Annotated in this window: 14 protein-coding genes; 12 read left to right on the top strand and 2 right to left on the bottom strand. The window is 70.9% G+C overall.

Annotated features, from left to right (window positions below; genetic code table 11):
- The first annotated feature begins 9 nt into the window (after nt 1-9).
- The 8 genes from ACFYT9_RS35175 to ACFYT9_RS35140 all read left to right on the top strand — a co-directional run bounded on the left by ACFYT9_RS35175 (nt 10) and on the right by ACFYT9_RS35140 (nt 17,082).
- A complete protein-coding gene (locus tag ACFYT9_RS35175) occupies nt 10-954 on the top strand; it encodes a carbohydrate ABC transporter permease (protein ID WP_387277652.1) in 945 nt (314 codons plus the stop codon).
- 136 nt (nt 955-1,090) lie between these two features.
- Nucleotides 1,091-1,951, top strand: a complete 861-nt coding sequence (locus ACFYT9_RS35170; RefSeq protein WP_389170287.1) for a carbohydrate ABC transporter permease — start codon at nt 1,091-1,093, stop codon at nt 1,949-1,951.
- Nucleotides 1,952-2,177: 226 nt separating this feature from the next.
- The gene (locus ACFYT9_RS35165) at nt 2,178-3,779 is read left to right on the top strand and encodes a glycoside hydrolase family 13 protein (protein ID WP_389170231.1); all 1,602 of its coding nucleotides are present in this window, start codon (nt 2,178-2,180) and stop codon (nt 3,777-3,779) included.
- 302 nt (nt 3,780-4,081) lie between these two features.
- Entirely contained in the window at nt 4,082-6,127 is a 2,046-nt protein-coding gene (locus ACFYT9_RS35160) for a glycosyl hydrolase family 28-related protein (RefSeq protein WP_389170229.1), read from the top strand.
- Between the two features lie 129 nt (nt 6,128-6,256).
- Nucleotides 6,257-7,267: a LacI family DNA-binding transcriptional regulator gene (locus ACFYT9_RS35155; RefSeq protein WP_376604381.1), complete on the top strand. Its 1,011-nt coding sequence runs from the start codon at nt 6,257-6,259 to the stop codon at nt 7,265-7,267.
- A 380-nt stretch (nt 7,268-7,647) separates the two neighbouring features.
- Nucleotides 7,648-11,028 (top strand): CARDB domain-containing protein, encoded by a 3,381-nt coding sequence (locus tag ACFYT9_RS35150; protein WP_389170225.1) that lies wholly within the window; start codon nt 7,648-7,650, stop codon nt 11,026-11,028.
- Nucleotides 11,029-11,110: 82 nt separating this feature from the next.
- Entirely contained in the window at nt 11,111-15,400 is a 4,290-nt protein-coding gene (locus ACFYT9_RS35145) for a discoidin domain-containing protein (protein ID WP_389170223.1), read from the top strand.
- Nucleotides 15,401-15,684: 284 nt separating this feature from the next.
- Entirely contained in the window at nt 15,685-17,082 is a 1,398-nt protein-coding gene (locus tag ACFYT9_RS35140) for an extracellular solute-binding protein (protein WP_389170220.1), read from the top strand.
- Nucleotides 17,083-17,242: 160 nt separating this feature from the next.
- Here ACFYT9_RS35140 and ACFYT9_RS35135 read toward each other — a convergent pair whose 3' ends face one another.
- Nucleotides 17,243-18,349, bottom strand: a complete 1,107-nt coding sequence (locus ACFYT9_RS35135; protein ID WP_389170217.1) for a magnesium and cobalt transport protein CorA — start codon at nt 18,347-18,349, stop codon at nt 17,243-17,245.
- A gap of 191 nt (nt 18,350-18,540) precedes the next feature.
- Here ACFYT9_RS35135 and ACFYT9_RS35130 point away from each other — a divergent pair, with 191 nt between their 5' ends.
- Entirely contained in the window at nt 18,541-19,647 is a 1,107-nt protein-coding gene (locus ACFYT9_RS35130; protein ID WP_389170214.1) for a winged helix DNA-binding domain-containing protein, read from the top strand.
- On the top strand, nt 19,634-20,293 hold the full coding sequence (locus tag ACFYT9_RS35125) for an SUKH-3 domain-containing protein (protein WP_389170211.1): 660 nt from the start codon (nt 19,634-19,636) through the stop codon (nt 20,291-20,293). Before ACFYT9_RS35130 ends, ACFYT9_RS35125 begins: the two co-directional genes overlap by 14 nt.
- Here the strand turns inward: ACFYT9_RS35125 and ACFYT9_RS35120 are convergent.
- A complete protein-coding gene (locus tag ACFYT9_RS35120) occupies nt 20,199-21,017 on the bottom strand; it encodes a LuxR C-terminal-related transcriptional regulator (RefSeq protein ID WP_389170208.1) in 819 nt (272 codons plus the stop codon). The two genes, ACFYT9_RS35125 and ACFYT9_RS35120, sit on opposite strands and share 95 nt — an antisense overlap.
- A 127-nt stretch (nt 21,018-21,144) precedes the next feature.
- Between ACFYT9_RS35120 and ACFYT9_RS35115 the strand changes: the two genes are divergently transcribed.
- Together ACFYT9_RS35115 and ACFYT9_RS35110 are read left to right on the top strand one after the other, a co-directional pair.
- Nucleotides 21,145-22,827 carry an AMP-binding protein gene (locus ACFYT9_RS35115; protein ID WP_389170206.1) on the top strand — a complete coding sequence of 561 codons (1,683 nt, stop codon included), beginning with the start codon at nt 21,145-21,147 and terminating at the stop codon, nt 22,825-22,827.
- The gene (locus ACFYT9_RS35110; RefSeq protein ID WP_389170203.1) at nt 22,824-24,458 is read left to right on the top strand and encodes an AMP-binding protein; all 1,635 of its coding nucleotides are present in this window, start codon (nt 22,824-22,826) and stop codon (nt 24,456-24,458) included. The genes ACFYT9_RS35115 and ACFYT9_RS35110 overlap by 4 nt, the downstream gene beginning before the upstream one ends.
- Nucleotides 24,459-24,482 lie beyond the last annotated feature (24 nt).

Raw genomic sequence — 24,482 nt, 5'->3', positions numbered from 1 at the left:
GAGATCACCATGGACACACCCACCGTGCAGGCGAAACGGCCGTCGAAGCCACAGCGCCGGCCACCCGCACGTCCCACACGTCAGAGAAGGACTCTTCGCACCAACATCACCGCCTATGGATTCCTGTGCGCGGCCCTGTTCTGCTTCGCGCTCTTCGCCTGGTGGCCGATCATCCGGCAGATCGTGCTCAGCTTCCAGGAGACGAACCTGGTGGACGAGCCCAAGTGGGTGGGTCTGGACAACTTCCGCTCGGTGGTGGAGGACCCGGCGTTCGGCCAGGCGTGGAAGAACACCTTCGCCTTCACCTTCCTCGCCCTCCTGTGCGGCTACGTGATCCCCTTCGTGGTGGCGGTCGTCCTCAACGAACTGCGGCACGCACGCGGATACCTGCGTTTCGTCGTGTACCTGCCGGTGATGCTGCCGCCGATCGTCTCGGTGTTGCTCTTCCGCTGGTTCTACGATCCCGGACCCGGCCTGTTCAACCAGATGCTCGACTTCGTCGGCCTGCCGGGCCTGTCCTGGCTGGACTCCACGGATACCGCGCTGATCTCCCTGGTCATCGTCTCCACCTGGATGAACATGGGCTCCGGGGTCCTGATCTATCTCGCCGCACTGCAGAGCATCCCCGGTGACCTCTACGAAGCGGCCGAACTCGATGGAGCCGGAATCCTCCGGCGCATCTGGAACGTCACCGTCCCGCAGACCCGGCTGATCCTGCTGCTCATGCTGATGCTCCAGGTCGTCGCCACCATGCAGGTGTTCATCGAGCCCTACATGCTCACCGGCGGAGGGCCGGAGAACGCGACGGTCACCGTCGCCTTCCTCATGTACCAGTACGCCTTCGTCTACGGCGGCAACTACGGAGCCGGCAGCGCGCTCGGAGTCATGCTCATGATCGTTCTCCTTGCCGTCGCCGCAGTCCAGCTCAGGCTGACCCGCGACGAGAAGAGGTAGTCCCGTGCCCCACACCATCGACTCGTCGACCCACCCGGAAACCGCAGGGGACGACACCCGCAAGGGATCGCCGCCGGCAGCGTCCCGCCGGCCCGAGCGGCGCCGCGCCCACTGGGCCGAAGGCCACTCACGCACCATCGTTTCTCCCCTCGAGCTCAAGTCCCGCTGGGGATCACGGATCTACTGGACCGTGCTCGCCGCCATCCTGTCCGTCTTCACGCTCGTGTTCGTCTTCCCGCTGTACTGGATGGTCACGGGCGCGATGAAATCGGGCGAGGAGATCGCCCAGATGCCGCCGACGCTGTGGCCGAAGGACCCGGACTTCTCGGTGTTCGTGGACGCGTGGGAGCTCTTCGACGTCGGGCTGCTCCTGGAGAACACGCTCTTCTACGCGGTCGGTGCCTGGCTGTTCGCCCTCGCGGTGGACGTGACGGCCGCGTACGCGCTGTCCAAGCTGCGCCCCATGTTCGGCAACGTGATCCTCGGGGCGATGTTCGCCACCCTGATGATCCCGCCGATCGTCGTCATGATCCCGGCGTACATCACCGCCACGGACGTGCCGATCTTCGGGTGGAACCTGCTCAACACGCCCTGGGCCATCTGGTTCCCGGTGGCGGCCAACGGATTCAACATCTTCCTGCTGAAGCGGTTCTTCGATTCGATTCCCGACGAGATCCTCGAAGCGGCTGAGATCGACGGGGTGCCGCCGTGGCGCGTGCTCGTCTCGATCATCCTGCCGATCTCGCGGCCCATCCTCGGTGTGGTGTCCATCTTCACCATCGTGATGGTGTTCAAGGACTTCGTCTGGCCGCTGCTCGTGCTGCCGGACAGCGAGAAGATGACGATCAGCGTGGGACTCTCGCAGACTGCGGGACAGGTGACGCAGAACCAGATCATGGCGGGTCTCGTGATGGCGAGCATTCCGATGATCATCGTGTTCGTCTTCTTCCAGCGGAGCATCATGGCCGGGCTCACCGCCGGCAGCCTCAAGGGCTGACGGGCACGCCACCCCCTCGAAACCTTCGCCGTCGTCCCGGGCCCATCCCTTTCCCCGCTGTCCGGGGCGACGGTGAAGTACGCCTGGGCGGGCCGCCCTTCACTTCCCGGGTCGGCGCTGCTCCGCCCACTCCGAACCTCCGCCGTCGTCCCGGCCCATTCCGTCCCGCATTCCGGGACGACGGCGGAGAACTCCTCCCTGCCTTCCTGCCCGAAAGGACCGTTCCGTGGCAGCCCCCTCTCCGTCCCGCACCTCCGACTGGTGGCGCGACGCCGTCATCTACCAGGTCTACCCGCGCAGTTTCGCCGACGGCGACGGCGACGGCACCGGTGACCTCGCGGGCGTCCGAGCGAGACTGCCTCACCTCGCCGCACTCGGCGTCGACGCCCTGTGGTTCACCCCCTGGTACGCCTCCCCGCTGGTCGACGGCGGCTACGACGTCGCCGACTACCGCTCCATCGACCCCGCCTTCGGCACCCTCGACGAGGCCGAGAAGCTCATCGCCGAGGCCGCCGGCCTCGGCCTGCGCGTCATCGTCGACATCGTCCCCAACCACGTCTCCGACCAGCACGCATGGTTCCAGGAGGCCCTCGCGGCGGGCCCCGGCAGCGAGGCGCGCGCCCGTTTCCACTTCCGGCCCGGGCGCGGTGAGAACGGCGAACTCCCGCCCAACGACTGGCCGTCGCAGTTCTCCGGCACCACCTGGACCCGCGTCCCCGACGGTGAGTGGTACCTCCACCTGTTCACCCCCGAACAGCCCGACCTGAACTGGTCCCACCCCGACGTGCGCCGCGAGCACGAGGACGTCCTGCGCTTCTGGTTCGAGCGCGGTGTCGCCGGCGTCCGCATCGACTCCGCCGCCCTCCTCACCAAGGACCCGGACCTGCGGGACTTCACCGAGGGCGTCGACCCCCACCCGTACATCGACCTCGACGAGATCCACGACGTCTACCGTTCCTGGCGGGCCATAGCCGACGAGTACGGCGGCGTCTTCGTCGGCGAGGTCTGGCTCCCCGACGCCGAACGCTTCGCCCGCTACCTGCGCCCCGACGAACTCCACACGGCCTTCAACTTCAACTTCCTCGCCTGTCCCTGGGAGCCGGACCGGCTTCGCTCCACCATCGACGACACCCTCGCCGAGCACGCCCCCGTCCACGCCCCCGCCACCTGGGTGCTGTGCAACCACGACGTCACCCGCACCGCCACCCGCTACGGCCGCGCCGACACCGCCTTCGACTTCGCCACCAAACGCTTCGGGACCCCCGCCGACCTGGAGCTCGGCACCCGCCGCGCCCGCGCCGCCGCCCTCCTCACCCTCGCCCTGCCCGGCTCCGTCTACCTCTACCAGGGCGAGGAACTGGGCCTGCCCGAGGCCGACATCCCCCTCGACCGCATCCAGGACCCCATGCACTTCCGCTCCGGCGGCACCGACCCCGGCCGCGACGGCTGCCGCGTCCCCCTCCCCTGGGAGGCCGAGGCACCCTCGTGCGGCTTCGGCGGTACGGACCCCTGGCTGCCGCAGCCCGCCGACTGGGCCCGCTACGCCGTCGACCGGCAGAGCGCCGACCCCGACTCGATGCTCACCCTCTACCGCGCGGCCCTCGCCCTGCGCCGCGTCGAGCCAGGCTTCGGCGACGGAGCGATGACGTGGCTCCCCGCCGCCGACGGAGTCCTCGTCTTCACCCGCGACCACGGCCTGACCTGCGTGGTCAACCTGTCCGCCGGACCCGTCGAACTCCCCGCGCACCGTGCGAGGCTGCTCGCCAGCGGCCCCCTGGACGCCGACGGCACCCTCCCTCCGGACACGGCCGTCTGGCTGCGCGCCTGAGCGTCGGGGGCGTTCCGACAGCGCCGTCCGCCCCGCAGGCGGAGGGCGGTTCGTGGAAAGACTCCACCGTGCGGCCGAGGCCGATCGGCGCCGACTCCGTCGGCCGCGGCGCGCGGTGGCAGAGGCCGGGACCCTGACCCCCGGCCCCGGCGAAAGCCCCGTTCCCGTTCCGTGGGGGGCCGGGAGCGGGGCTTTCGCGTACGGGGCGCGGTCCGCGGCGTCGGCAGACGCCCGCACCGCGCCCGCCCACCACCGCGACGCCCGCGCGCCGCGGATCCCTCCCGTCCGAGAAGCGAGCCCAGATGATCCCCAGCCGCGTCCGTCCGCGCGTCCGCGCCGGTGCCAGAGCCACCGCCGTCGCCTGCGCGCTCCTCTGTCTCGGCCAGGCGGCGGGCGGCACCGCAGCCGCCACGGCCGCCGGTCCGCCCCCGGTCTCCTCTTCCGTCGGTCCCGCGGTCACCCGCGCCGGCCTCGACCCGGCGCTCGTCGCCGGCCGGGGCGCCGACGTCGCCTTCGACGAGCAGGAGGCGGAGAACGCCCGCACCACCGGCACCGTCATCGGCCCGGACCGCACCCCGTACACCCTCCCCTCGGAGGCGTCGGGCCGGAAGGCGGTCCGGCTCGTCCCCGGCCAGTACGTCGAGTTCACCCTGCCCCGCGCGGCGAACGCCCTCACCGTCCGCTACAGCATCCCGGACGCGGCCGGGGGCGGCGGCATCACCGCGCCCCTGGACGTCACCGTCGACGGCCGCCACCGCAGGACGATGACGCTGACCTCGCAGTACTCCTGGCTCTACAACCAGTACCCCTTCACCAACGACCCCGGCGCCGACCTGCTCCACCCGGACTGGTGGCTCGCCGAGTGCGCCTGCGTCCCTGCCGCCACCACGCCGACGCCCACCTTCGACAAGCCCTTCCGGCCCACCCACTTCTACGACGAGCAGCGCCTGCGCCTCGGCAAGACCTTCCGCGCGGGGGAGAAGGTACGGCTCACGGTGCCGGCCGGCAGTCCCGCCGCCTGGACCGTGATCGACCTCCTCGACACCGAACTCGTCGCCCCGCCGCACGTCGAGCGCGGCGCCGTCGACGTACGGCTCCTGGGCGCCGACCCCACCGGCCGCCGCGACGCCGCCCCCGCGATCGAGCGGGCCATCGCGCTGGCCCGCCGCCTGGACCGGCCCGTCTACCTGCCGCCGGGCACCTTCCGTGTCGACCGGCACATCGAGGTCGACGACATCACGATCGTCGGCGCCGGCAACTGGCACACCGTCCTCAAGGGCCGCCAGGTCACCCTCGCCGAACCCGCCCCCGACGGCTCCCGGCACACCGGCGTCGGCCTCTACGGCAAGCCCGCCGCCGAGGGCGGCAGCCGCGACGTCCACCTGCGCGGATTCGCCGTCGAGGGCGACGTCCGCGAGCGCATCGACACCGACCAGGTCAACGCCATCGGCGGCGCCATGAGCGACTCGACCGTCGACGGCCTCTACCTGCACCACACCAAGGTCGGGCTCTGGTTCGACGGCCCCATGCGGAACGTGAAGGTCACGAACAACATCATCACCGACCAGATCGCCGACGCCCTCAACTTCCACACCGGCGTCACCGACTCGCTCGTCCGGAACAACTTCGTCCGCAACACCGGCGACGACGGCATCGCCCTCTGGTCGGAGAAGACCGCCGACGCCCGCAACACCGTCGACCGCAACACCGTCCAGTCACCCACCCTGGCCAACGGCATCGCCGTGTACGGGGGCGAGGACACCACCGTCAGCGGCAACCTCGTCGCCGACCCCGTCCGCGAGGGCAGCGGCCTCCACGCCGGCGCCCGCTTCGGCGCCGAACCCTTCACCGGCACCCTCCGTTTCACCGACAACACCACCGTCCGCGCCGGCACCCTCGACCTCAACTGGCGGATCGGCCTCGGCGCCCTCTGGTTCTACGCCCTCGACGGCTCGATCGACGCCGACGTACGGGTCACCGGGGACCACTACCTCGACTCCACGCACAACGCGATCATGCTGGTCAGCGAGTACGCGGTGAAGGACCGGTTCTCCATCCCCTCGGTGCACTTCAAGGACATCCGCGTCGACGGCACCGGGAACTCCGTCGTCAGCGCCCGCACCGCCGGCTCGGCGACCTTCGAGAACGTCGACGCCCGCAACGTCGGGGCGGTCGGCGCCAACAACTGCGGCTCGTTCAACTTCCCCGCCACCGGCTCCGAGTTCACGCTCGCCGACCGGGGCGGCAACGACGGCGGCTGGCTCGCCCCCTGGCTGCTGCCGAACACCATCACCTGCGACGACCGCCCGCCGGTCGTCGCACCCCCGGCCCCCGCGCCCTGGTCCTGACGTCAGGACCACGGGGGAGCCCCGCGGGGAGTCGAATGACGGCTCCTCGCGGGAACCAGCGCAAGCAGGCTTGCTAAAAAGGACCACAAGACGCAACCCCCTTGCAGAATTTGCGCTAGAGTTGCGTGCATGACGCGACGACTTGCCCAGGTGGCGAAGAAGGTGGGGGTCAGCGAGGCCACGGTGAGCCGTGTCCTCAACGGCAAGCCCGGGGTTTCCGAAGCGACCAGGCAGTCCGTGCTGACGGCACTCGACGTGCTCGGCTACGAGCGGCCCACGCAGCTGCGCGGCGAACGGGCCCGGCTCGTCGGCCTGGTCCTCCCGGAGCTCCAGAACCCCATCTTCCCGGCGTTCGCCGAGGTCATCGGCGGCTCCCTGGCCCAGCAGGGACTGACGCCGGTCCTCTGCACGCAGACCAAGGGCGGCGTCTCCGAGGCCGACTACGTGGAGCTGCTGCTCCAGCAGCAGGTCTCCGGCGTCGTGTTCGCCGGCGGACTGTTCGCGCAGGCCGACGCCCCGCACGACCACTACTACCGGCTGGCCGAGCGCAACATCCCGGTCGTCCTCGTCAACGCTTCCATAGAAGGGCTCGACTTCCCTTGCGTCGCCTGTGACGACGCCGTCGCGATCGAGCAGGCGTGGCGTCATCTTGCATCCCTCGGCCACGAGAGGATCGGGCTCATCCTGGGGCCCGCGGACCACGTGCCTTCCCGGCGCAAGCTGGAGGCGGCCCGTGTGGCCGCCTCGGCCGCGGGCATGACCTGGGACGACGCGTCCTGTGAGCGGTCGGTCTTCTCTCTCGAAGGCGGGCAGGCCGCCGCGACGCGCCTGCTCGGCCGCGGGGTCACCGGCATCGTGTGCGGCAGTGACCCGCTGGCGCTGGGCGCGATCAGGGCCGCCAGGCGGCGTGGTCTCTCCGTGCCGGCGGACGTCTCGGTCGTCGGCTTCGACGACTCGGCCTTCATGACCGTCACCGAACCGCCGCTGTCGACGGTCCGTCAGCCCATCGAGGCCATGGGGCGGGCCGCCGTGGACCTGCTGATCACTCAGATCCAGGGCACCCAGCACCACCTCGGGGAGCTGCTCTTCGAACCCGAGCTCGTCGTCCGCGGCTCGACGGCGCCGCCGCGAGCGCGCTGATCCGGAGACGCCACCCCCTGCTTTCCGGGCGTGACGTGCTCGATAACTGAACAGTAAGGCCCCTGACGGCACCGGTATTCCGCACTGAGCGGCGCGATACCGGTGCCGTCGGCGTTTCCGCGAGATGACGACAGTTTGCATATGGACGAGACCCGTTGACAAAGACGTCATCCCATAGAAACCTTGCGGGCTGGCGGCGCAAATGAGCCACAGGGTTGCTCAAGAACACGGCTAGCCGCCTTTTGATCCTTGTCGGAGTCATGTCGGGTCCCAGAGCGCGTGGTCCTGCCGAACTCCCGTCAGTCCCCTGCCTGTCAGTTGCCGAGGGGCTGTTCCGGACCACAGAACACGGGCCCTGCTCGCATCGCGGAGAGGTCACCATGAGAGGCACACATCCGAGCAGGCGGCTGGGGGTGGGTCTGCTGACAGCAGGCCTGATCTCCGTAGGGCTGCTCCCCGTTCCCGCGCATGCCGCGGCGGACACCAACCTCGCGCTCGGCCGAGCCGCGACGGCCGGCGGAACGAACGGCGGCTACCCGGCCTCCCACGTCACCGACGGAAGCCAGCAGTCCTACTGGGAAGGCCCGTTGGGCTCCTTCCCGCAGTGGGTGCAGGTCGACCTGGGCACCCAGGTCGACCTCGACCGTCTCGCGCTCAAGCTGCCCACCGGCTGGGAGGCGCGCAACCAGTCCCTCGCCATCCTCGGCAGCGCCGACGGCGCCACGTTCAGCACGATCGCCGCTGCCGAGGCGCGGGCGTTCAACCCCTCCGCGGCCAACACGGTGAACGTCGAACTGCCGTCGGCCACCGCCCGGTTCGTCCGGGTCCAGGTGGCATCCAACAGCTCCTGGAACGCGGCCCAGCTCTCTGAGCTCGAGGTCTACGGCGAGACCGGCGGAGGCGAGGACCCGGGCGACCCGCCGCCGGTCACCGGCACGAACCTGGCCCGCAACAAGCCCATCGAGGCCACCTCCACCACCCAGAGCTACGCGGCCGGCAACGCCAACGACGACAGCACGTCGACCTATTGGGAGTCCGCCGGCTTCCCCAGCTCCCTGACCGTCAAGCTCGGAGCGGACGCCGAGGTCCAGGCCGTCGTCGTCAAGCTCAACCCCGACGCCGCCTGGGGCCCGCGCACCCAGTCCCTGGAGGTCTCCGGCCGCGCCTCCGACGCCACGGGCTTCACCACCCTGAAGGCGCGCGCCGACTACGCCTTCAACCCCTCGTCGGGCCAGAACACGGTCACCATCCCGGTCACCGGCCGCGTCTCGGACCTGCGGCTGACCGGCTTCTCCAACAACGGCGCCCCCGGCGTCCAGGTCGCGGAGATCCAGGTGCTCGGCACGGCCGCCCCGGCTCCGGACTTCGTCGTCAACGAGCTCACCTGGGAGCCGGCCACCCCGTCCGAGGCCGACGACGTGACCGCCAAGGTCACCGTTCGCAACGCCGGCACCGCGGCGGCCCCGGCGACGACGGTGAACGTCAGCGCCGAGGGCACCGTCGCGGGCTCAGCCTCGGTCCCGGCGCTCGCCGCCGGACAGACGGCGACCGTGAACGTCCCCATGGGCAAGCGCCCGATGGGCTCCTACACGGTGTCGGCGGCCGTCGACCCGACGGACACCGTCCCCGAGCTCGACAACGGCAACAACAGCCGCACCGCGACGAACAAGCTGACCGTCACGCAGACCCCGGGCCCCGACCTCACGGTCACCGGCATCACCCCCAACCCGGGCGCCCCCGCGGTCGGAGCCCCCGTCTCCTTCACGGTCGCCGTCAAGAACCGCGGCACCTCCTCCGTCCCGGCCGGCAGCGTCACCCGGCTCACGGTGGGCACCACCACCCTGTCGGGGACGACCCCGGCCATCGCGGCCGGCGACACCGCCGACGTCGCTCTCACCGGGACCTGGACGGCCACCGACGGCGGCGTCACGCTCACCGCGACCGCCGACGCCACCAGCACCGTCACCGAGACCAACGAGAACAACAACGTCTTCGGCCGGTCCCTGGTCGTCGGACGCGGCGCCGCCGTCCCGTACACGGAGTACGAGGCCGAGGACGCCGCCTACCGCGGCACCCTCCTCCAGACCGACTCCACCCGCCCGTTCGGCCACACCAACTTCGCCACCGAGTCCTCGGGCCGCGAGTCGGTTCGCCTCAACACGCAGGGCGACTACGTGGAGTTCACCTCCGCCAACGCCGCCAACTCCATCGTCGTGCGCAACTCGATCCCCGACGCCCCGGGCGGCGGCGGCCAGGAGGCCACCCTCAGCCTCTACGCGAACGGCCAGTTCGTCCGCAAGGTGACCCTCTCCTCCAAGCACAGCTGGCTGTACGGCACCACCGACCAGCCGGAAGGGCTCGTCAACACCCCGGGCGGCGACGCGCGGCGGCTCTTCGACGAGTCCCACGCCCTGCTGGCCCAGTCCTACCCGGCCGGCACGAAGTTCCGCCTCCAGCGCGACGCGGGTGACACCGCCGCCTTCTACGTCGTCGACCTGATCGACCTGGAGCAGGTCGCCCCGCCGGCCGCGAAGCCCGCGGAGTGCGTCTCGATCACCGAGTACGGGGCCGTGCCCAACGACGGCATCGACGACACCGACGCCCTCCAGCGCGCCGTCACCGCGGACCAGAAGGGCGAGATCCCCTGCGTCTGGATCCCGGCGGGCCAGTGGCGCCAGGAGCAGAAGATCCTCACCGACGACCCGCTGAACCGGGGCATGCACAACCAGGTCGGCATCCGGGACGTCACCATCCGCGGCGCCGGCATGTGGCACTCGCAGCTCTACACGCTGACCCCGCCGCACCTCGCCAACGGCATCAACCACCCGCACGAGGGCAACTTCGGCTTCGACATCGACGACAACACCAAGATCTCGGACATCGCCATCTTCGGCTCCGGCACCATCCGCGGCAACAACGCCAACGAGGAGGGCGGCGTCGGCCTCAACGGCCGCTTCGGCAAGAACACCAAGATCAACAACGTCTGGATCGAGCACGCCAACGTCGGCGCCTGGGTCGGCCGCGACTACACCAACATCCCCGAGCTGTGGAACCCCGGCGACGGCGTGGAGTTCAGCGGCATGCGGATCCGCAACACCTACGCCGACGGCGTCAACTTCTCCAACGGCACCCGCAACTCCACCGTCTACAACTCGTCCTTCCGCAACACCGGCGACGACGCCCTCGCGGTGTGGGCCAACAAGTACGTCAAGGACACGTCGGTGGACGTCGGCCACGACAACCACTTCCGCAACAACACGGTCCAGCTCCCCTGGCGGGCCAACGGCATCGCGATCTACGGCGGTTACGGCAACACCATCGAGAACAACGTGGTCTCCGACACCATGAACTACCCGGGGATCATGCTGGCGACCGACCACGACCCGCTGCCCTTCTCCGGGCAGACGCTGATCGCCAACAACGCCCTGTACCGCACCGGCGGCGCGTTCTGGAACGAGGACCAGGAGTTCGGCGCCATCACCCTCTTCGCCCAGGGCCCCGACATCCCGGGCGTCACCATCCGGGACACCGACATCCACGAGTCGACCTATGACGGCATCCAGTTCAAGACCGGCGGCGGCTCCATGCCGAACGTCAAGGTCACGAACGTGAAGATCGACAAGTCGCTCAACGGCTGCGGAATCCTCGCGATGGGCGGTGCGCGCGGCAGCGCCACGCTGACGAACGTCACCGTCACGAACTCGGCCAAGGGCGACGTCTGCTCGCAGCCCGGCACGCAGTTCGTCTTCAACCAGGGCTGACGTCCCGATCCCCCTCCCGTGGGGACGCCCGGCCCTGCGTCCGGGCGTCCCCACCCCCACCCCCTCCACGAAGCGAGGAACGATGAGAACCCCCACCTGGCGGTCACGGTGCCTGAGCGCCGCGATCGCGACGAGCCTGCTGGCGCTGGGAGGTCCCCTGATGGCCGCCCACGCCGCCGGCGGACCCAATATCGCGCTCGGTGACGCCGCCGCTTCCAGCAGCGCCCAGTCCGGCTACGGCGCCGGCAACATCACCGACGGAAATCAGGGCACGTACTGGGAGAGCGCCGGCACCTCCCTGCCCCAGTGGGTGCAGGCCGACCTCGGCACCTCCACCCGCGTCGACGAGGTGGTCCTGAAGCTGCCCGCCGGCTGGGAGGCCCGGAACCAGACCCTGTCCGTCCAGGGCAGCGCGGACGGCACCAGCTTCTCCACCCTGAAGGCCTCCGCCACCTACACCTTCAGCCCCGGCTCGGCCAACACGGTCACCGTCGCCTTCCCGGCCACGCAGGCCCGCTTCGTCCGGGTGAACGTCACCGCCAACACCGGATGGCAGGCCGCCCAGCTCTCCGAGCTGGAGGTGCACGCCGCCGAGGGCTCCTCCGCGAACCTCGCCGCGGGCAAGACCCTCACCGCCAGCAGCCACACCGAGGTGTACGCCGCGCCCAACGCCAACGACGGCAACCGGGCCAGCTACTGGGAGAGCACCAACAACACCCTTCCCCAGTGGCTCCAGGCCGACCTCGGCGCCTCCGTCGCCGTCAACCGGGTCGTCCTCAAGCTGCCCGCCGGCTGGGGCACCCGCAGCCAGACCCTGAAGATCCAGGGCAGCACCAACGGCACCGACTTCACCGACCTGTCGGCCTCCGACGCGTACGCGTTCAACGCGGCCAACGACAACACCGCGACGATCACGCTGGACTCCACCACCACCCGCTACGTGCGCGTGCTGGTGACCGCGAACACCGTCCAGCCCGCCGCCCAGATATCCGAGCTGGAGGTCTACGGACCGGCCACCGGCGACACCCAGGCCCCGTCCGCCCCCGCGAACCTGGCCTACACCCAGCCCGCCACCGGCCAGATCAGGCTCACCTGGAACGCCTCGACCGACAACGTCGGGGTCTCCGGCTACGACGTCTACGCCGACAACGTCCTGCTGACCTCCGTCGCGGGTGACGTCACGAGCTTCACCGACAACCGCCCGGCCGACCAGACGGTCTCCTACCGGGTCCGGGCCAAGGACGCGGCCGGCAACCAGTCCGGGGACAGCAACACCGTCACCCGCACCGGCGACGGCGGCGACACCCAGGCCCCCACCGCCCCCGCGAACCTCGGGTTCACCGAGCCGGCGAGCGGCCAGGTGAAGCTGACCTGGACCGCCGCCACCGACAACAAGGGCGTCACGGCGTACGACGTGTACGCCAACAACGTCCTGCGCGGCAGCGTCGCGGGGGGCGTCACCACCTACACCGACACCCAGCCGGCGAGCGCCACGGTCGCCTACCACGTGGTCGCCAAGGACGCGGCGGGCAACACCTCCGTCGCCTCCAACAGCGTCACCCGCAACGGCACCGGCGGCAGCGGCTCCAACCTCTCCGTAGGCAAGCCGATCGAGGCGTCCTCGACCACGGGCGGCTTCGCCGCGGGCAGCGCCAACGACAACGACACCGCCACCTACTGGGAGGGCGCGGGCGGCGCCTACCCCCAGACCCTCACCGTCAAGCTCGGCGCCAACGCCGACATCGACAAGCTCGTGCTGAAGCTCAACCCGGCCCAGGCGTGGCAGGCCCGCACCCAGACCCTGGAGGTCCTCGGCCGCGAGCAGAGCGCCACCGGCTTCACCGGCAAGGTCGCGGCCAAGGGCTACTCCTTCGACCCGGCGAGCGGCAACACGGTCACGATCCCGCTGACCGCGCGACTCGCCGACGTCCAGCTGAAGTTCACCGCCAACACCGGCGCCCCCGGCGGCCAGATCGCCGAGTTCCAGGTCGTCGGCGTGCCCGCGCCCAACCCGGACCTGACCGTCACCGGACTGACCACCACGCCCGCCGCGCCCGAGGAGGACGACGAGATCACCGTCTCGGCCGTCGTCCGCAACGACGGCGCCGCGCCCGCGGCGGCGAGCAAGGTCGCCGTCCGCCTCGGCGGCACCAAGGTCGCGACCGGGCAGGCCCCGGCGCTGGCCCCCGGCGAGCAGGCCACCGTCCCCGTCTCCATCGGCGCGCGCGCCGCGGGCTCGTACGAGCTGAGCGCGGTCGCCGACGAGGCGAACCAGGTCCTGGAGCAGAACGAGACCAACAACACCCACACCCGGTCCACCGCCCTCGTGGTCAAGCCGGTCGCGAGCTCCGACCTGCTCGCCACCTCGGTGACGACCAGCCCGTCGAGCCCGACCGCCGGCGACGCCGTCACGTTCAAGGTCGCGGTGAAGAACCAGGGCACGGAGCCGACCACGACCGGCGACCGCGCGGTGACGCTGGAACTCCTCAACGCTCAGGGCGGCGTGGTCAAGACCCTGACGGGCGCTCAGAGCGGCGCCCTGGCGCCCGGAGCCTCGGCCGTCGTGAGCCTCGGCACGTGGACGGCCGTCAACGGCTCCTACACCGTCAGGACGGTCATCGCGGCCGACGCGAACGAACTGCCCGTGAAGCGGGAGAACAACGCGCAGTCGCAGCCGCTGTTCGTCGGCCGCGGCGCGAACATGCCGTACACGATGTACGAGGCGGAGGACGGCGCCGCCGGCGGCGGAGCCTCCGTCGTCGGACCCAACCGCACCATCGGCGACATCGCGGGCGAGGCGTCCGGCCGCAAGGCCGTCACCCTGGACGCGACCGGCGAGTACGTCGAGTTCACCACCCGCGCCGCGACCAACACCCTGGTCACCCGCTTCTCGATCCCGGACGCCCCGGGCGGCGGCGGCATCAACACCACCCTGAACGTCTACGTCGACGGCGTGTTCAAGAAGGCGCTGCCGCTCACCTCGAAGTACGCCTGGCTGTACGGCGCCGAGGCCGGACCCGGCAACGACCCGGGCTCCGGCGCCCCGCGCCACATCTACGACGAGGCGAACCTGATGTTCGGGGAGACCATCCCCGCCGGCAGCAAGATCAAGCTCCAGAAGGACTCCGCGAACTCGGCCGCGCACTACGCGATCGACTTCGTGAACCTGGAGCAGGTCGCCCCGGTCGCGAACCCGGACCCCGCCACCTACACGGTGCCGGCCGGCTTCACCCACCAGGACGTGCAGAACGCCCTCGACAAGGTCCGCATGGACACCACCGGGAAGCTCGTCGGCGTCTACCTGCCGGCCGGTGACTACCAGACCTCCAGCAAGTTCCAGGTCTACGGCAAGGCGGTCAAGGTCGTCGGCGCCGGCCCGTGGTTCACGAAGTTCCACGCGCCGACCACGCAGGACAACACCGACATCGGCTTCCGCGCCGAGGCCACGGCGAACGGCTCGCACTTCAAGGGCTTCGCCTACTTCGGCAACTACGTCACCCGCATCGACGGCCCGGGCAAGGTCTTCGACTTCGCGAACGTCGCGGACGTCGTCATCGACGACATCTGGAACGAGCACATGGTGTGCCTCTACTGGGGCGCCAACACCGACCGGGTGACGATCAAGAACTCCCGGATCCGGAACATGTTCGCCGACGGCGTCAACATGACCAACGGCTCGACGGACAACCTGGTGTCCAACAACGACGCACGGGCCACCGGCGACGACAGCTTCGCGCTCTTCTCGGCGATCGACGCCGGCGGCGCGGACATGAAGAACAACGTCTACGAGAACCTCACCACCACGCTCACCTGGCGGGCCGCGGGCATCGCGGTGTACGGCGGCTACAACAACACCTTCCGCAACATCCACATCGCCGACACGCTCGTCTACTCCGGCATCACCATCTCGTCGCTGGACTTCGGCTACCCGATGAACGGCTTCGGGACCATCCCGACGAACTTCGAGAACATCTCGATCGTCCGGGCCGGTGGCCACTTCTGGGGCAACCAGTCCTTCCCCGGCATCTGGATCTTCTCCGCCTCGAAGGTCTTCCAGGGGATCCGGGTGAGCCACGTGGACATCGTCGACCCCACCTACAGCGGCATCATGTTCCAGACCAAGTACACCGGTTCCCAGCCGGAGAACCCGGTCAAGGACACCGTCTTCACCGACATCTCCATCACGGGCGCGAAGCGGAGCGGCGACGCCTGGGACGCCAGGTCCGGCATCGGCATCTGGGCCAACGAGATGCCCGAGCCCGGCCAGGGCCCCGCCGTCGGCGAAGTGACCTTCAACTGCCTGCGCATGCAGGACAACGCCGAGAACATCCGGAACACCACCAACTTCAAGATCAACATCAACCCCTGCTGATCCCGCCCGCACCTCCGGCGAGTACGACGGCGCCCACCGCACCCGCGGTGGGCGCCGCCCCCTCGCGAGGGCTTCGGCCGGGAAGGCATCCCGCACGCGCAGAAGCTCGAAAGCTGCTCCTGGGGAACAGACGCCATGTGCTTCGTGGGCGGCGCCGCCTCACCCTCGCCGTCGTCCTCGGCGCCCGCTCCGACAGCCGGCTGCCCGGTGAATCACCCGACAACATCTGCCTCGCCCCGGCCAAGGTGGGGCGAATGCGTACGCATGTCCGAAGGGGCTCCATCTTGAGAACCGTTCTGCCGCGCCGCCGCCGTCACGCTTCCGCGGCCGCCCTCCTCGTCCTCGTGCTGACGGCCTGCGCGGCAGTCGGGGGCGGAGACGGTGCAGCCCGCGGCAAGGACTCTTCGGACCCCACGACGCTTCTCGATCCGAACACCAAGGTGACGATCACGATCGACTGCATGCCGCCGCCGGCGAAGGCGGCCGAGCTGAAGGAGTGGAAGGAGGACGTCGCCGCGTTCAACGAGACCTATCCCAACGTCACCGTCGAGGGGCGTTCCACCCCCGGCCAGTGTCTGGAGCCGCCGCGCTTCACCGCCATGCTCAAGGCGAGGTCGCAGCCGGACGTCTTCTACACCTACTTCACCGACCTGCCCCAGGTCCTCGCCGAGGACGGCGCCCAGGACATCTCCGCCTACGTGCATCCGTGGTCGGTACCACTCCTCAAGGACATCAACCCTGACGTCCTCGACTCCCTCCGGCACAGGGGCAGGCTCTACGGCCTGCCGACCAGCAACTACACGATGGGCCTGCTGATCAACCGCAAGCTGTTCGAGGAGGCCGGCCTGGACCCCGACGCCCCGCCGCGGACCTGGGAGGAGGTCCGGGCCGCCGCCAAGAAGATAGCGGGCCTCGGCGAGGGCGTCGCCGGCTTCGGCGAGTACAGCGCCGGCAACACCGGCGGCTGGCACTTCACCGCCCAGCTCTACAGCCTCGGCGGCGACATCGTGGACGCGAGCGGTACCAAGGCGGCCTTCAACAACGAGCTCGGCAAGCAGGTCGCGGAGAACCTCCACGCCATGCGCTGGGAGGACGACAGCATGGGCGAGACCCAGCTGCTGAAGTGGGGCGACCTCCAGAAGCGGATCGCCACCGACAAGCTCGGCATGTTCCTCGCCGCGCCCGACGACATCACGTACATGGTCCAGGAACTCGGCGCGAGGTATGAGAACTTCGGCATGGGACCCCTCCCCGGCGGCAGGAACACCCTGGTCGGCGGCAACAACTACATGATCAAGAAGGGCATCTCGCCCGACAAGATCAAGGCCGCTGTCGCCTGGCTCGGCTTCAAGTTCGCCACGGTCGGCAAGGGGCAGTTCGACTGGGCGCGAACCAAGGCCGACGGCCTGCCGGTCGGCATCCCCCAGCCGAACTTCTGGCTCGGCGGCACCAAGGCCAAGGACGACGCCGCCCGCGTCGAGCACGCCACCATGCCGGTCGCCAACTTCAAGACCTTCATGGACAACCCCGTCCCGGGCAAGGCCGAACCGCCGAAGGCCCAGGAGCTCTACAAGATCCTCGACGACGTGATGTCCGGCGTCCTCACCGACAGGGACGCCGACATCGACAAGCTTCTGACCACCGCAGAGGCACGGGTCAACCGACTTCTTGCCGATCAGTAGCCGCCCAGGGCCGGCGGGGGTCCGGTGCAGGCGGGGGCGACACGTCCGGTCACGCGGCCCGGAGGGCCGGTGCCGTCATGACGGTCTCGCATTCGACGGGAGGGCAGCCGGCCGCGTGCGGCTTGTCCGCGGCGTCGGATGATCAGGGCGTGGGCCTCCGCTACAGCCAGTCCTTCCGCTTGAAGACCACGTACAGACTCACGCACACCACCGCCATCAGCACCACCGCGAACGGATACCCGCCCGCCCAGTGCAGCTCCGGCATGTTGTCGAAGTTCATGCCGTAGATCGTGCCGACCAGCGTGGGGGCGAACAGGATCGCGGCCCACGAGGAGATCTTCTTGATCTCCTCGTTCTGTTCGAAGCCCGCTTCGGCCAACGCGCGCATCTCCGCGTTCTGTTGCTGGGTGACCAGGGTCGCGTTGACCGTCAGGATGTCCGCGAGGGCCTGGCGGAAGCCGTCGACACGTTCGCTGGTGTGGGTCACGTGGTCGGCGACGTCGCGGAGGTAGCGCTGGAGTTCCTCGTCGGTGCCGTACTTGGCGAAGCCGGCCATCAGGCCGTGGAGCATGCCGACGAGCGGGCGGGTCGCGCGCTGGAACTCGACCACCTCGCGGGAGAGTTCGTAGATGCGGCGCGAGACGGTGGGGTCGCCGCCGAAGACCTCGGTCTCGATCTCGTCGACGTCGTTCTGCACACCGGCGACGACCGGGGCGTAGCCGTCGACCACCGCGTCCAGGATGGCGTACAGGACGGCTTCGGGGCCGAGGGCGAGCAGGTCGGGGTCCTCCTCCATGCGGCGGCGGACCGCCGACAGGTCGGGCGCCGCGCCGTGGCGGACCGTGATGAGGAAGTCGGGGCCCACGAAGACGTGGAGCTCGCCGAAGTCGACCTCCTCCTGGGCGTCCAGATAGCGGGCCGCGCGCAGGACGACGAAGAGGGTGTCGCCGTACCGCTCCAGCTTCGGTCGCTGGTGGGCCTCCAGGGCGTCCTCGACGGCGAGTTCGTGGAGGTCGAACTCGGCCGCCAGGGAGTGGAGTTCCTGTTCGGTCGGACGGTGCAGGCCGATCCACGCCATGCCGTCCGGATGCTCGCGCAGCTGCCGGTACGTCTCGGCCAGCGTCGCCGGCGATGACACCTTGCGGCCGTCGCGGTACAGGGTCGCCTGGATCACGCTCGGCTCGGCGGCGGGGGCCTCCGGGGGCGACGGGGCCGGGGACGGCTCCGGACGGCGCCGCCAGGCCGCGCGGGGGTGGCGGTCGGACACGTGCGTACCTCCGGGTCGGCTGCTGCGGGTCCCGCCGGGGCCTCGCAGGGGGATGATCAGGATATATGGGCGGGAAGAGGGTGGTCGGGGAGGGGCAGTGCGGATCCTGGCGGGCCGCTGAGTCGCCGCTTTTCCTCCGACGCCAGGAAAGAGGACGAGAACTGTCCTCGATGCCTTGTAGCGTCCCCCGCATGGACTCCCTTCCCCCGGTCTCGCGCCGCGCCCTGGGCCGTGCCACCCTCGCCCGCCAGCTGCTGCTCCGGCACTCCCCGCTCGGGCCCGAGGAGGCCGTGCGCCACCTGGTGGGGCTCCAGGCGCAGAACACCAAGGCGCCGTACTACGCCCTCGCCGCCCGCCTCGACGGCTTCCGGCCCGAGGAGCTGTCCGCGCTCATGGAGTCCCGGGCCGTCGCCCGGATCGTCACCCTGCGCTCCACCGTCCACACCCACACCGCCCGCGACGCCGTCGCCCTGCGCGCCCTCGCCCAGCCGGGCGCGATCGACCGCGAGCTCGGCATGTTCCGCAAGGGGCTCGCCGGCGTCGACCTCGACCGGCTCGCCGCCCTCGCCCGCGACCTCGTCGAGGCGGAGCCCCGTACCCCCAAGCAGCTCCGCGAACGCCTCCTCCAGGAGTGGCCGGAGGCCGACCCGCAGGCCCTGACCGTCGCCGCGCGCTGTCTGCTGCCGCTCGTCCAGGTCACCCCACGCGGACTGTGGGGGAGCAGCGGCCAGGTCGCGCTCACCACCACCGACGTGTGGTTCGAGGGCGCGGCGGACGGCACCGCCGACCTCGACGAGACCCTGCTGCGCTACCTCGGCGCCTTCGGGCCCGCCTCCGTGAAGGACATGCAGGCATGGTGCGGGCTGACCCGGCTGCGGCCCGTGTTCGAGCGGCTGCGGCCCCGGCTGCTCGCCCTCCGGGACGAGGCCGGCACCGAGCTCTTCGACCTGCCCGACGCCCCCCGCCCGGACGAGTCCGTCCCCGCCCCGCCGCGCTTCCTGCCCGAGTTCGACAACCTGCTCCTCTCGCACGCCGACCGGCGCAGGGTCGTCCCCGACGAGCACCGGGGCCGCACCTGGACCGGCAACCGGGCCCACCGCGTCTTCCTCCTCGACGGCCTCCTCGCCGGGCTCTGGTTCCTGGAGGAGGCCGAGGGGCGCGTCACGCTGACCGTCGAGCCCTTCGGCCGGCTCACCCGCGCCGACCGGGCCGCCCTCACCGCCGAGGCCGAACGGACCCTCCGCCTCACCGGCCCCGCCGACGGCGCCTATGACCTGGTCTTCCGTGCCGCCGAGTGAGGGGACGCCCCGGACGGACCGCGCCGAGCGGGCCGGACCCGAGCCCGCCGCACCCGACAGCACCCCCGCCCGCGCGGCGCCCGAGCCCCGTATGAGCCGGGCCGAGGTCGCGGCGGTGCTCGCCCGGGCCGGTCACCACCCCGGGCGGGACATCGGCGACGAGCGGCTCGGCGCGCTGCTGCGGACCGTGACCGAACGGTTCGCCGCGGAAGGGCACCCCGTCGAGGCGTTCCCCGCTGCCCGCGCCTTCGTCCGGACGTACGGCGGACTGCGCTTCGACATCCCGGGCACCCCGCCCGACGCCGTCGGCCTCACCCCGCACTGGATCTACGAGGAGAGCGGCGAGGACGTCGCCGAACTCGCCGGAGCGCTGCGGACCCGGCTCTTCCCGGTCGGGTACACCACCTTCGACGGGGCCATGCTGCTCCTCGACGAGACCGGGCGGTTCTTCCTCCTCCACCACACCGGCCCGTACCACCTCGGGGACGGCGTCGACGAGGCCGTGAGCCGCCTCCTGCGCGGCCCCGACGTGGAGGCCCGCACGCTCTTCCCTACGGCAGCGCCCCCGCCCGCCGCGCCGCCACCACCGCCTCGAGACGGGTGTGCGCCCCCAGCTTCCGCATCGCCGAGCGCAGATAGCCCTTGACGGTCTCCGGGCGCAGCCCGAGCCGCTGCGCCGCCGCGGCGTTCGTCGCCCCGGAGGCGACCGCCGCCAGGACGTCCGTCTCGCGCGGTGTCAGCGCCACGTCCTCGGCCGGGCCCGGCCGCCCCGCCGCCGACTCCAGCCGGCCGCAGACGGCGAGCAGCCGGGCCCGCAGCTCCTCGTCGGCCACCCGCGGGGCGAGAGCCCGCAGCTCCCCGTGGGCCTGCCGCACCTCCTCCCACGACGGTCCCGGCGCCGCCGCCGGCTCCACCAGGCGGCTCACCTCGTCACGTACGGCCAGCGCCTGCTCCACGTCCCGGGCCGCCGCCACCGCCGCGTCGAAGACCCGCTCACCGAGCGGCAGCGCGTCCCGCAGCGCCCCGTACAGCACCCCGCGCACCTGCCGCCGGACGACCACCGGCACGGCGATCACCGACCGCAGGCCCTCCGCCGACACCGGGAGGTCGTACTCGTGGGTGATGTGCCGGGCCACCGGGTAGTCGGTGACCGCGCACGGCCGGGCCAGGGCCACGCACTTGCCGCCCAGGCCGTTGCCGGGGGAGACCGCCAGGCCCCGGAGCGCCGGGGTGAGCGCCCCGTGCAGCTCGGCGATCCGCAGCGGCCGGCCGGCCTCCACCAGGCCGCCGAAGACCACCGGCAGCCCGCTGCCGCGCCGCAGCCGCACCAGCGCCGCCCGCAGCTCCACCGCCTCGGTCCGCTCGGCCATGGCGGAACACCCCTTCCCTCACGCCCTCGCCCCGGTCCGCCCGCTCCTTCACCCCCGAACGGGGGTAGTGACACCGAGGTCACCGATTACACGATGGGCGGGACCGGTCCCGCAACGAGGAGGACACATGACGGCTACCAGCGCGACGGAGGAGTTCCGGACCGCCCGGGACTTCCTGCTCCGGCACCGCGAGGACTACGCGGCGGCCCGCGACGGCTTCGTCTGGCCCCGCCCCGACCGGTTCAACTGGGCGCTGGAGTGGTTCGACGTCATCGCCGAGGGCAACGACCGCACCGCCCTGCACATCGTCGAGGAGGACGGCTCCGGGACGAAGGTGAGCTTCGCGGAGATGTCCGCCCGCTCGAACCGGGTCGCGAACTGGCTGCGCGCCCAGGGCGTCCGCGCCGGGGACCGGATCATCGTGATGCTGGGCAACCAGACCGAGCTGTGGGAGACCGTGCTCGCCGCGATGAAGCTGCGCGCCGTCGTCATCCCCGCCACCCCCCTCCTCGGCCCCGCCGACCTGCGCGACCGCGTCGAGCGCGGCCGGGCCAGGCACGTGATCACGCGCGCCGAGGACACCGGGAAGTTCGCCGAGGTGCCCGGCGACTACACCCGCATCGCGATCGGCGGCGACGGGGTGGACTGGCTGGGGTACGAGCACGCCGCCCGCGAGTCCGACGTCTTCGAGCCCGACGGCGTCACCCTCGCCCACGACACGCTGATGCTGTACTTCACCTCCGGCACCACCGCCCGCCCCAAGCTGGTGGAGCACACCCACGTCTCCTACCCGGTCGGGCACCTGGCGACGATGTACTGGATCGGGCTCCGGCCCGGGGACGTGCACCTCAACATCTCCTCGCCCGGCTGGGCCAAGCACGCCTGGTCCAACCTCTTCGCGCCCTGGAACGCGGAGGCGACCGTCTTCGTCCACAACTACACGCGCTTCGACGCGGGCCGGCTGATGGACGAGATGGAACGCCACGGCGTCACGTCCTTCTGCGCCCCGCCGACCGTCTGGCGGATGCTCATCCAGTCCGACCTCGGCCGCCTCGCCACCCCGCCGCGCGAGGTCGTCGCCGCCGGGGAGCCGCTGAACCCCGAGGTCATCGAGGCGGTCCGGCGCGGCTGGGGGGTCACCATCCGCGACGGCTTCGGCCAGACCGAGACCGCCGTCCAGGTCTCCAACAGCCCCGGTCAGCGGCTCAAGGAAGGCTCCATGGGCCGCCCGAGCCCCGGCTACGCGGTCACCCTGGTCGACCCGGTGACGGGCCGCGCGGACGTCGAGGAGGGCGAGATCTGCCTCGACCTGTCCGCCCACCCGGTGGGCCTGATGACCGGATACCACGGCGACCCGGAGAAGACGACGGAGGCGATGGCCGGCGGCTACTACCGCACCGGCGACATCGGCAGCCGCGACGAGGACGGCTACATCCACTACGTGGGCCGCGCCGACGACGTCTTCAAGGCGTCCGACTACAAGATCAGCCCCTTCGAGCTGGAGAGCGCCCTCCTCGAACACGAGGCCGTCGCCGAGGCGGCCGTCGTCCCCGCGCCCGACCCCCTGCGGCTCGCCGTCCCGAAGGCGTACGTCGTCCTCGCCGAGGGCTTCAAGCCGGACGCGGAGACCGCCAGGACCCTCTTCGCCCACTCGAAGGCCGTCCTCGCCCCGTACAAGCGGGTCCGCCGCCTGGAGTTCGCCGAGCTGCCGAAGACGGTCTCCGGCAAGATCCGCCGGGTCGAGCTGCGCCGCCTCACCGCCGAAGGCGCGTCCACCGGACCGGAGTTCACCGAAGGAGACCTCGCATGACGGGCACGATCCCCACGTCCGGCACGAGCCGTACGGAGCTCTCCTACGCGCACGGGGCGGCGGACACCCCGCTCCTCGGCGACACCATCGGCGCCAACCTCGACCGGGCCGTCGCCGCCTGGCCCGACCGCGAGGCCCTCGTCGACGTCGCGGGCGGACGCCGCTGGACCTACGCCGAGTTCGGCGCCGAGGTCGACCGGATCGCGGGCGCGCTGCTCGGCAGCGGCGTCCGCAAGGGCGACCGGGTCGGCATCTGGGCGGTGAACTGCCCCGAGTGGGTCCTGGTCCAGTACGCCACCGCCCGGGTCGGCGCCGTCATGGTCACCATCAACCCCGCCTACCGCGCACACGAACTCGCCTATGTGCTGCGCCAGTCGGGGATCTCAATGCTCCTCGCCTCGCTCGCCCACAGGACCAGCGACTACCGGTCGATGGTCGAGGAGGTCAGGGGCGAGTGCCCGGAGCTCCGGGAGGCGGTGTACTTCGGCGACCCGAGCTGGGACGAGTTCGCCGCCCGCCCGTCGGGAGGGCTCGTCCCCGAACCGCTCTCCGCCGACGAGCCGGTGAACATCCAGTACACCTCGGGCACCACCGGCTTCCCCAAGGGCGCCACGCTCTCCCACCACAACATCCTCAACAACGGTTACTTCGTGGGCGAGATGATCGCCTACACCGAGCAGGACCGGATCTGCGTGCCGGTGCCCTTCTACCACTGCTTCGGCATGGTGATGGGGAATCTCGCGGCCACCTCGCACGGCGCCTGCATCGTCGTCCCGGCCCCCTCCTTCGACCCGGCCGCGACCCTCCGCGCCGTCCAGGACGAGCGCTGCACCTCCCTCTACGGAGTGCCGACGATGTTCATCGCGGAGCTGAACCTCCCGGACTTCGCCGCCTACGACCTGTCCTCGCTGCGCACCGGCATCATGGCGGGCTCGCCGTGCCCGGTGGAAGTGATGAAGCGGGTGGTCGCCGAGATGAACATGGCGGAGGTGTCCATCTGTTACGGCATGACCGAGACCTCCCCGGTCTCCACCCAGACCCGCCGCGACGACGACCTGGAGCGGCGCACCGGCACGGTCGGCCGGGTCCTGCCGCACGTCGAGGTGAAGGTGGTCGACCCGGCGACCGGCCTCACCGTGGAGCGCGGCGCCGCGGGCGAGCTGTGCACCCGCGGCTACAGCGTGATGCTCGGCTACTGGGACGAGCCGGCGAAGACCGCCGAGGTCGTCGACGCGGGCCGCTGGATGCACACCGGCGACCTCGCGGTGATGCGGGAGGACGGGTACGTCCAGATCGTCGGCCGCATCAAGGACATGATCATCCGCGGCGGCGAGAACGTGTACCCGCGCGAGATCGAGGAGTTCCTGTACGCGCACCCGAAGATCGCCGACGTGCAGGTGGTCGGCGTTCCCGACGAGCGGTACGGCGAGGAGATCCTGGCCTGCGTGATCCCGCGCGACCCGGCCGACCCGCCCACCCTCGACGAACTCGCCGCCTTCTGCCGGGACCGCCTCGCCCACTACAAGGTCCCGCGCCGCGTCGAGATCCTCGCGGAGTTCCCGATGACGGTGAGCGGCAAGGTGCGGAAGGTGGAGCTGAGGGAGCGGTACGCGACCCCGGGTGAGTCCTAGCCCACCGGGTTCCTCCGGACCTGC

Origin of the sequence: Streptomyces sp. NPDC004435 (assembly GCF_042873895.1) — a bacterium.
Classification (GTDB): Bacteria; Actinomycetota; Actinomycetes; order Streptomycetales; family Streptomycetaceae; genus Streptomyces.
This window is presented reverse-complemented; position numbering and strand designations above follow the sequence as displayed.

Excerpts from the sequence above, each read along its gene's own strand:
- ACFYT9_RS35145 (WP_389170223.1), top strand. The coding sequence starts at position 11,111 with ATGAGAACCCCCACCTGGCGGTCACGGTGCCTGAGCGCCGCGATCGCG.
- ACFYT9_RS35175 (WP_387277652.1), top strand. The coding sequence starts at position 10 with ATGGACACACCCACCGTGCAGGCGAAACGGCCGTCGAAGCCACAGCGC.
- ACFYT9_RS35115 (WP_389170206.1), top strand. The coding sequence starts at position 21,145 with ATGACGGCTACCAGCGCGACGGAGGAGTTCCGGACCGCCCGGGACTTC.
- ACFYT9_RS35150 (WP_389170225.1), top strand. The coding sequence starts at position 7,648 with ATGAGAGGCACACATCCGAGCAGGCGGCTGGGGGTGGGTCTGCTGACA.
- ACFYT9_RS35155 (WP_376604381.1), top strand. The coding sequence starts at position 6,257 with ATGACGCGACGACTTGCCCAGGTGGCGAAGAAGGTGGGGGTCAGCGAG.
- ACFYT9_RS35160 (WP_389170229.1), top strand. The coding sequence starts at position 4,082 with ATGATCCCCAGCCGCGTCCGTCCGCGCGTCCGCGCCGGTGCCAGAGCC.
- ACFYT9_RS35120 (WP_389170208.1), bottom strand. The coding sequence starts at position 21,017 with ATGGCCGAGCGGACCGAGGCGGTGGAGCTGCGGGCGGCGCTGGTGCGG.
- ACFYT9_RS35110 (WP_389170203.1), top strand. The coding sequence starts at position 22,824 with ATGACGGGCACGATCCCCACGTCCGGCACGAGCCGTACGGAGCTCTCC.
- ACFYT9_RS35130 (WP_389170214.1), top strand. The coding sequence starts at position 18,541 with ATGGACTCCCTTCCCCCGGTCTCGCGCCGCGCCCTGGGCCGTGCCACC.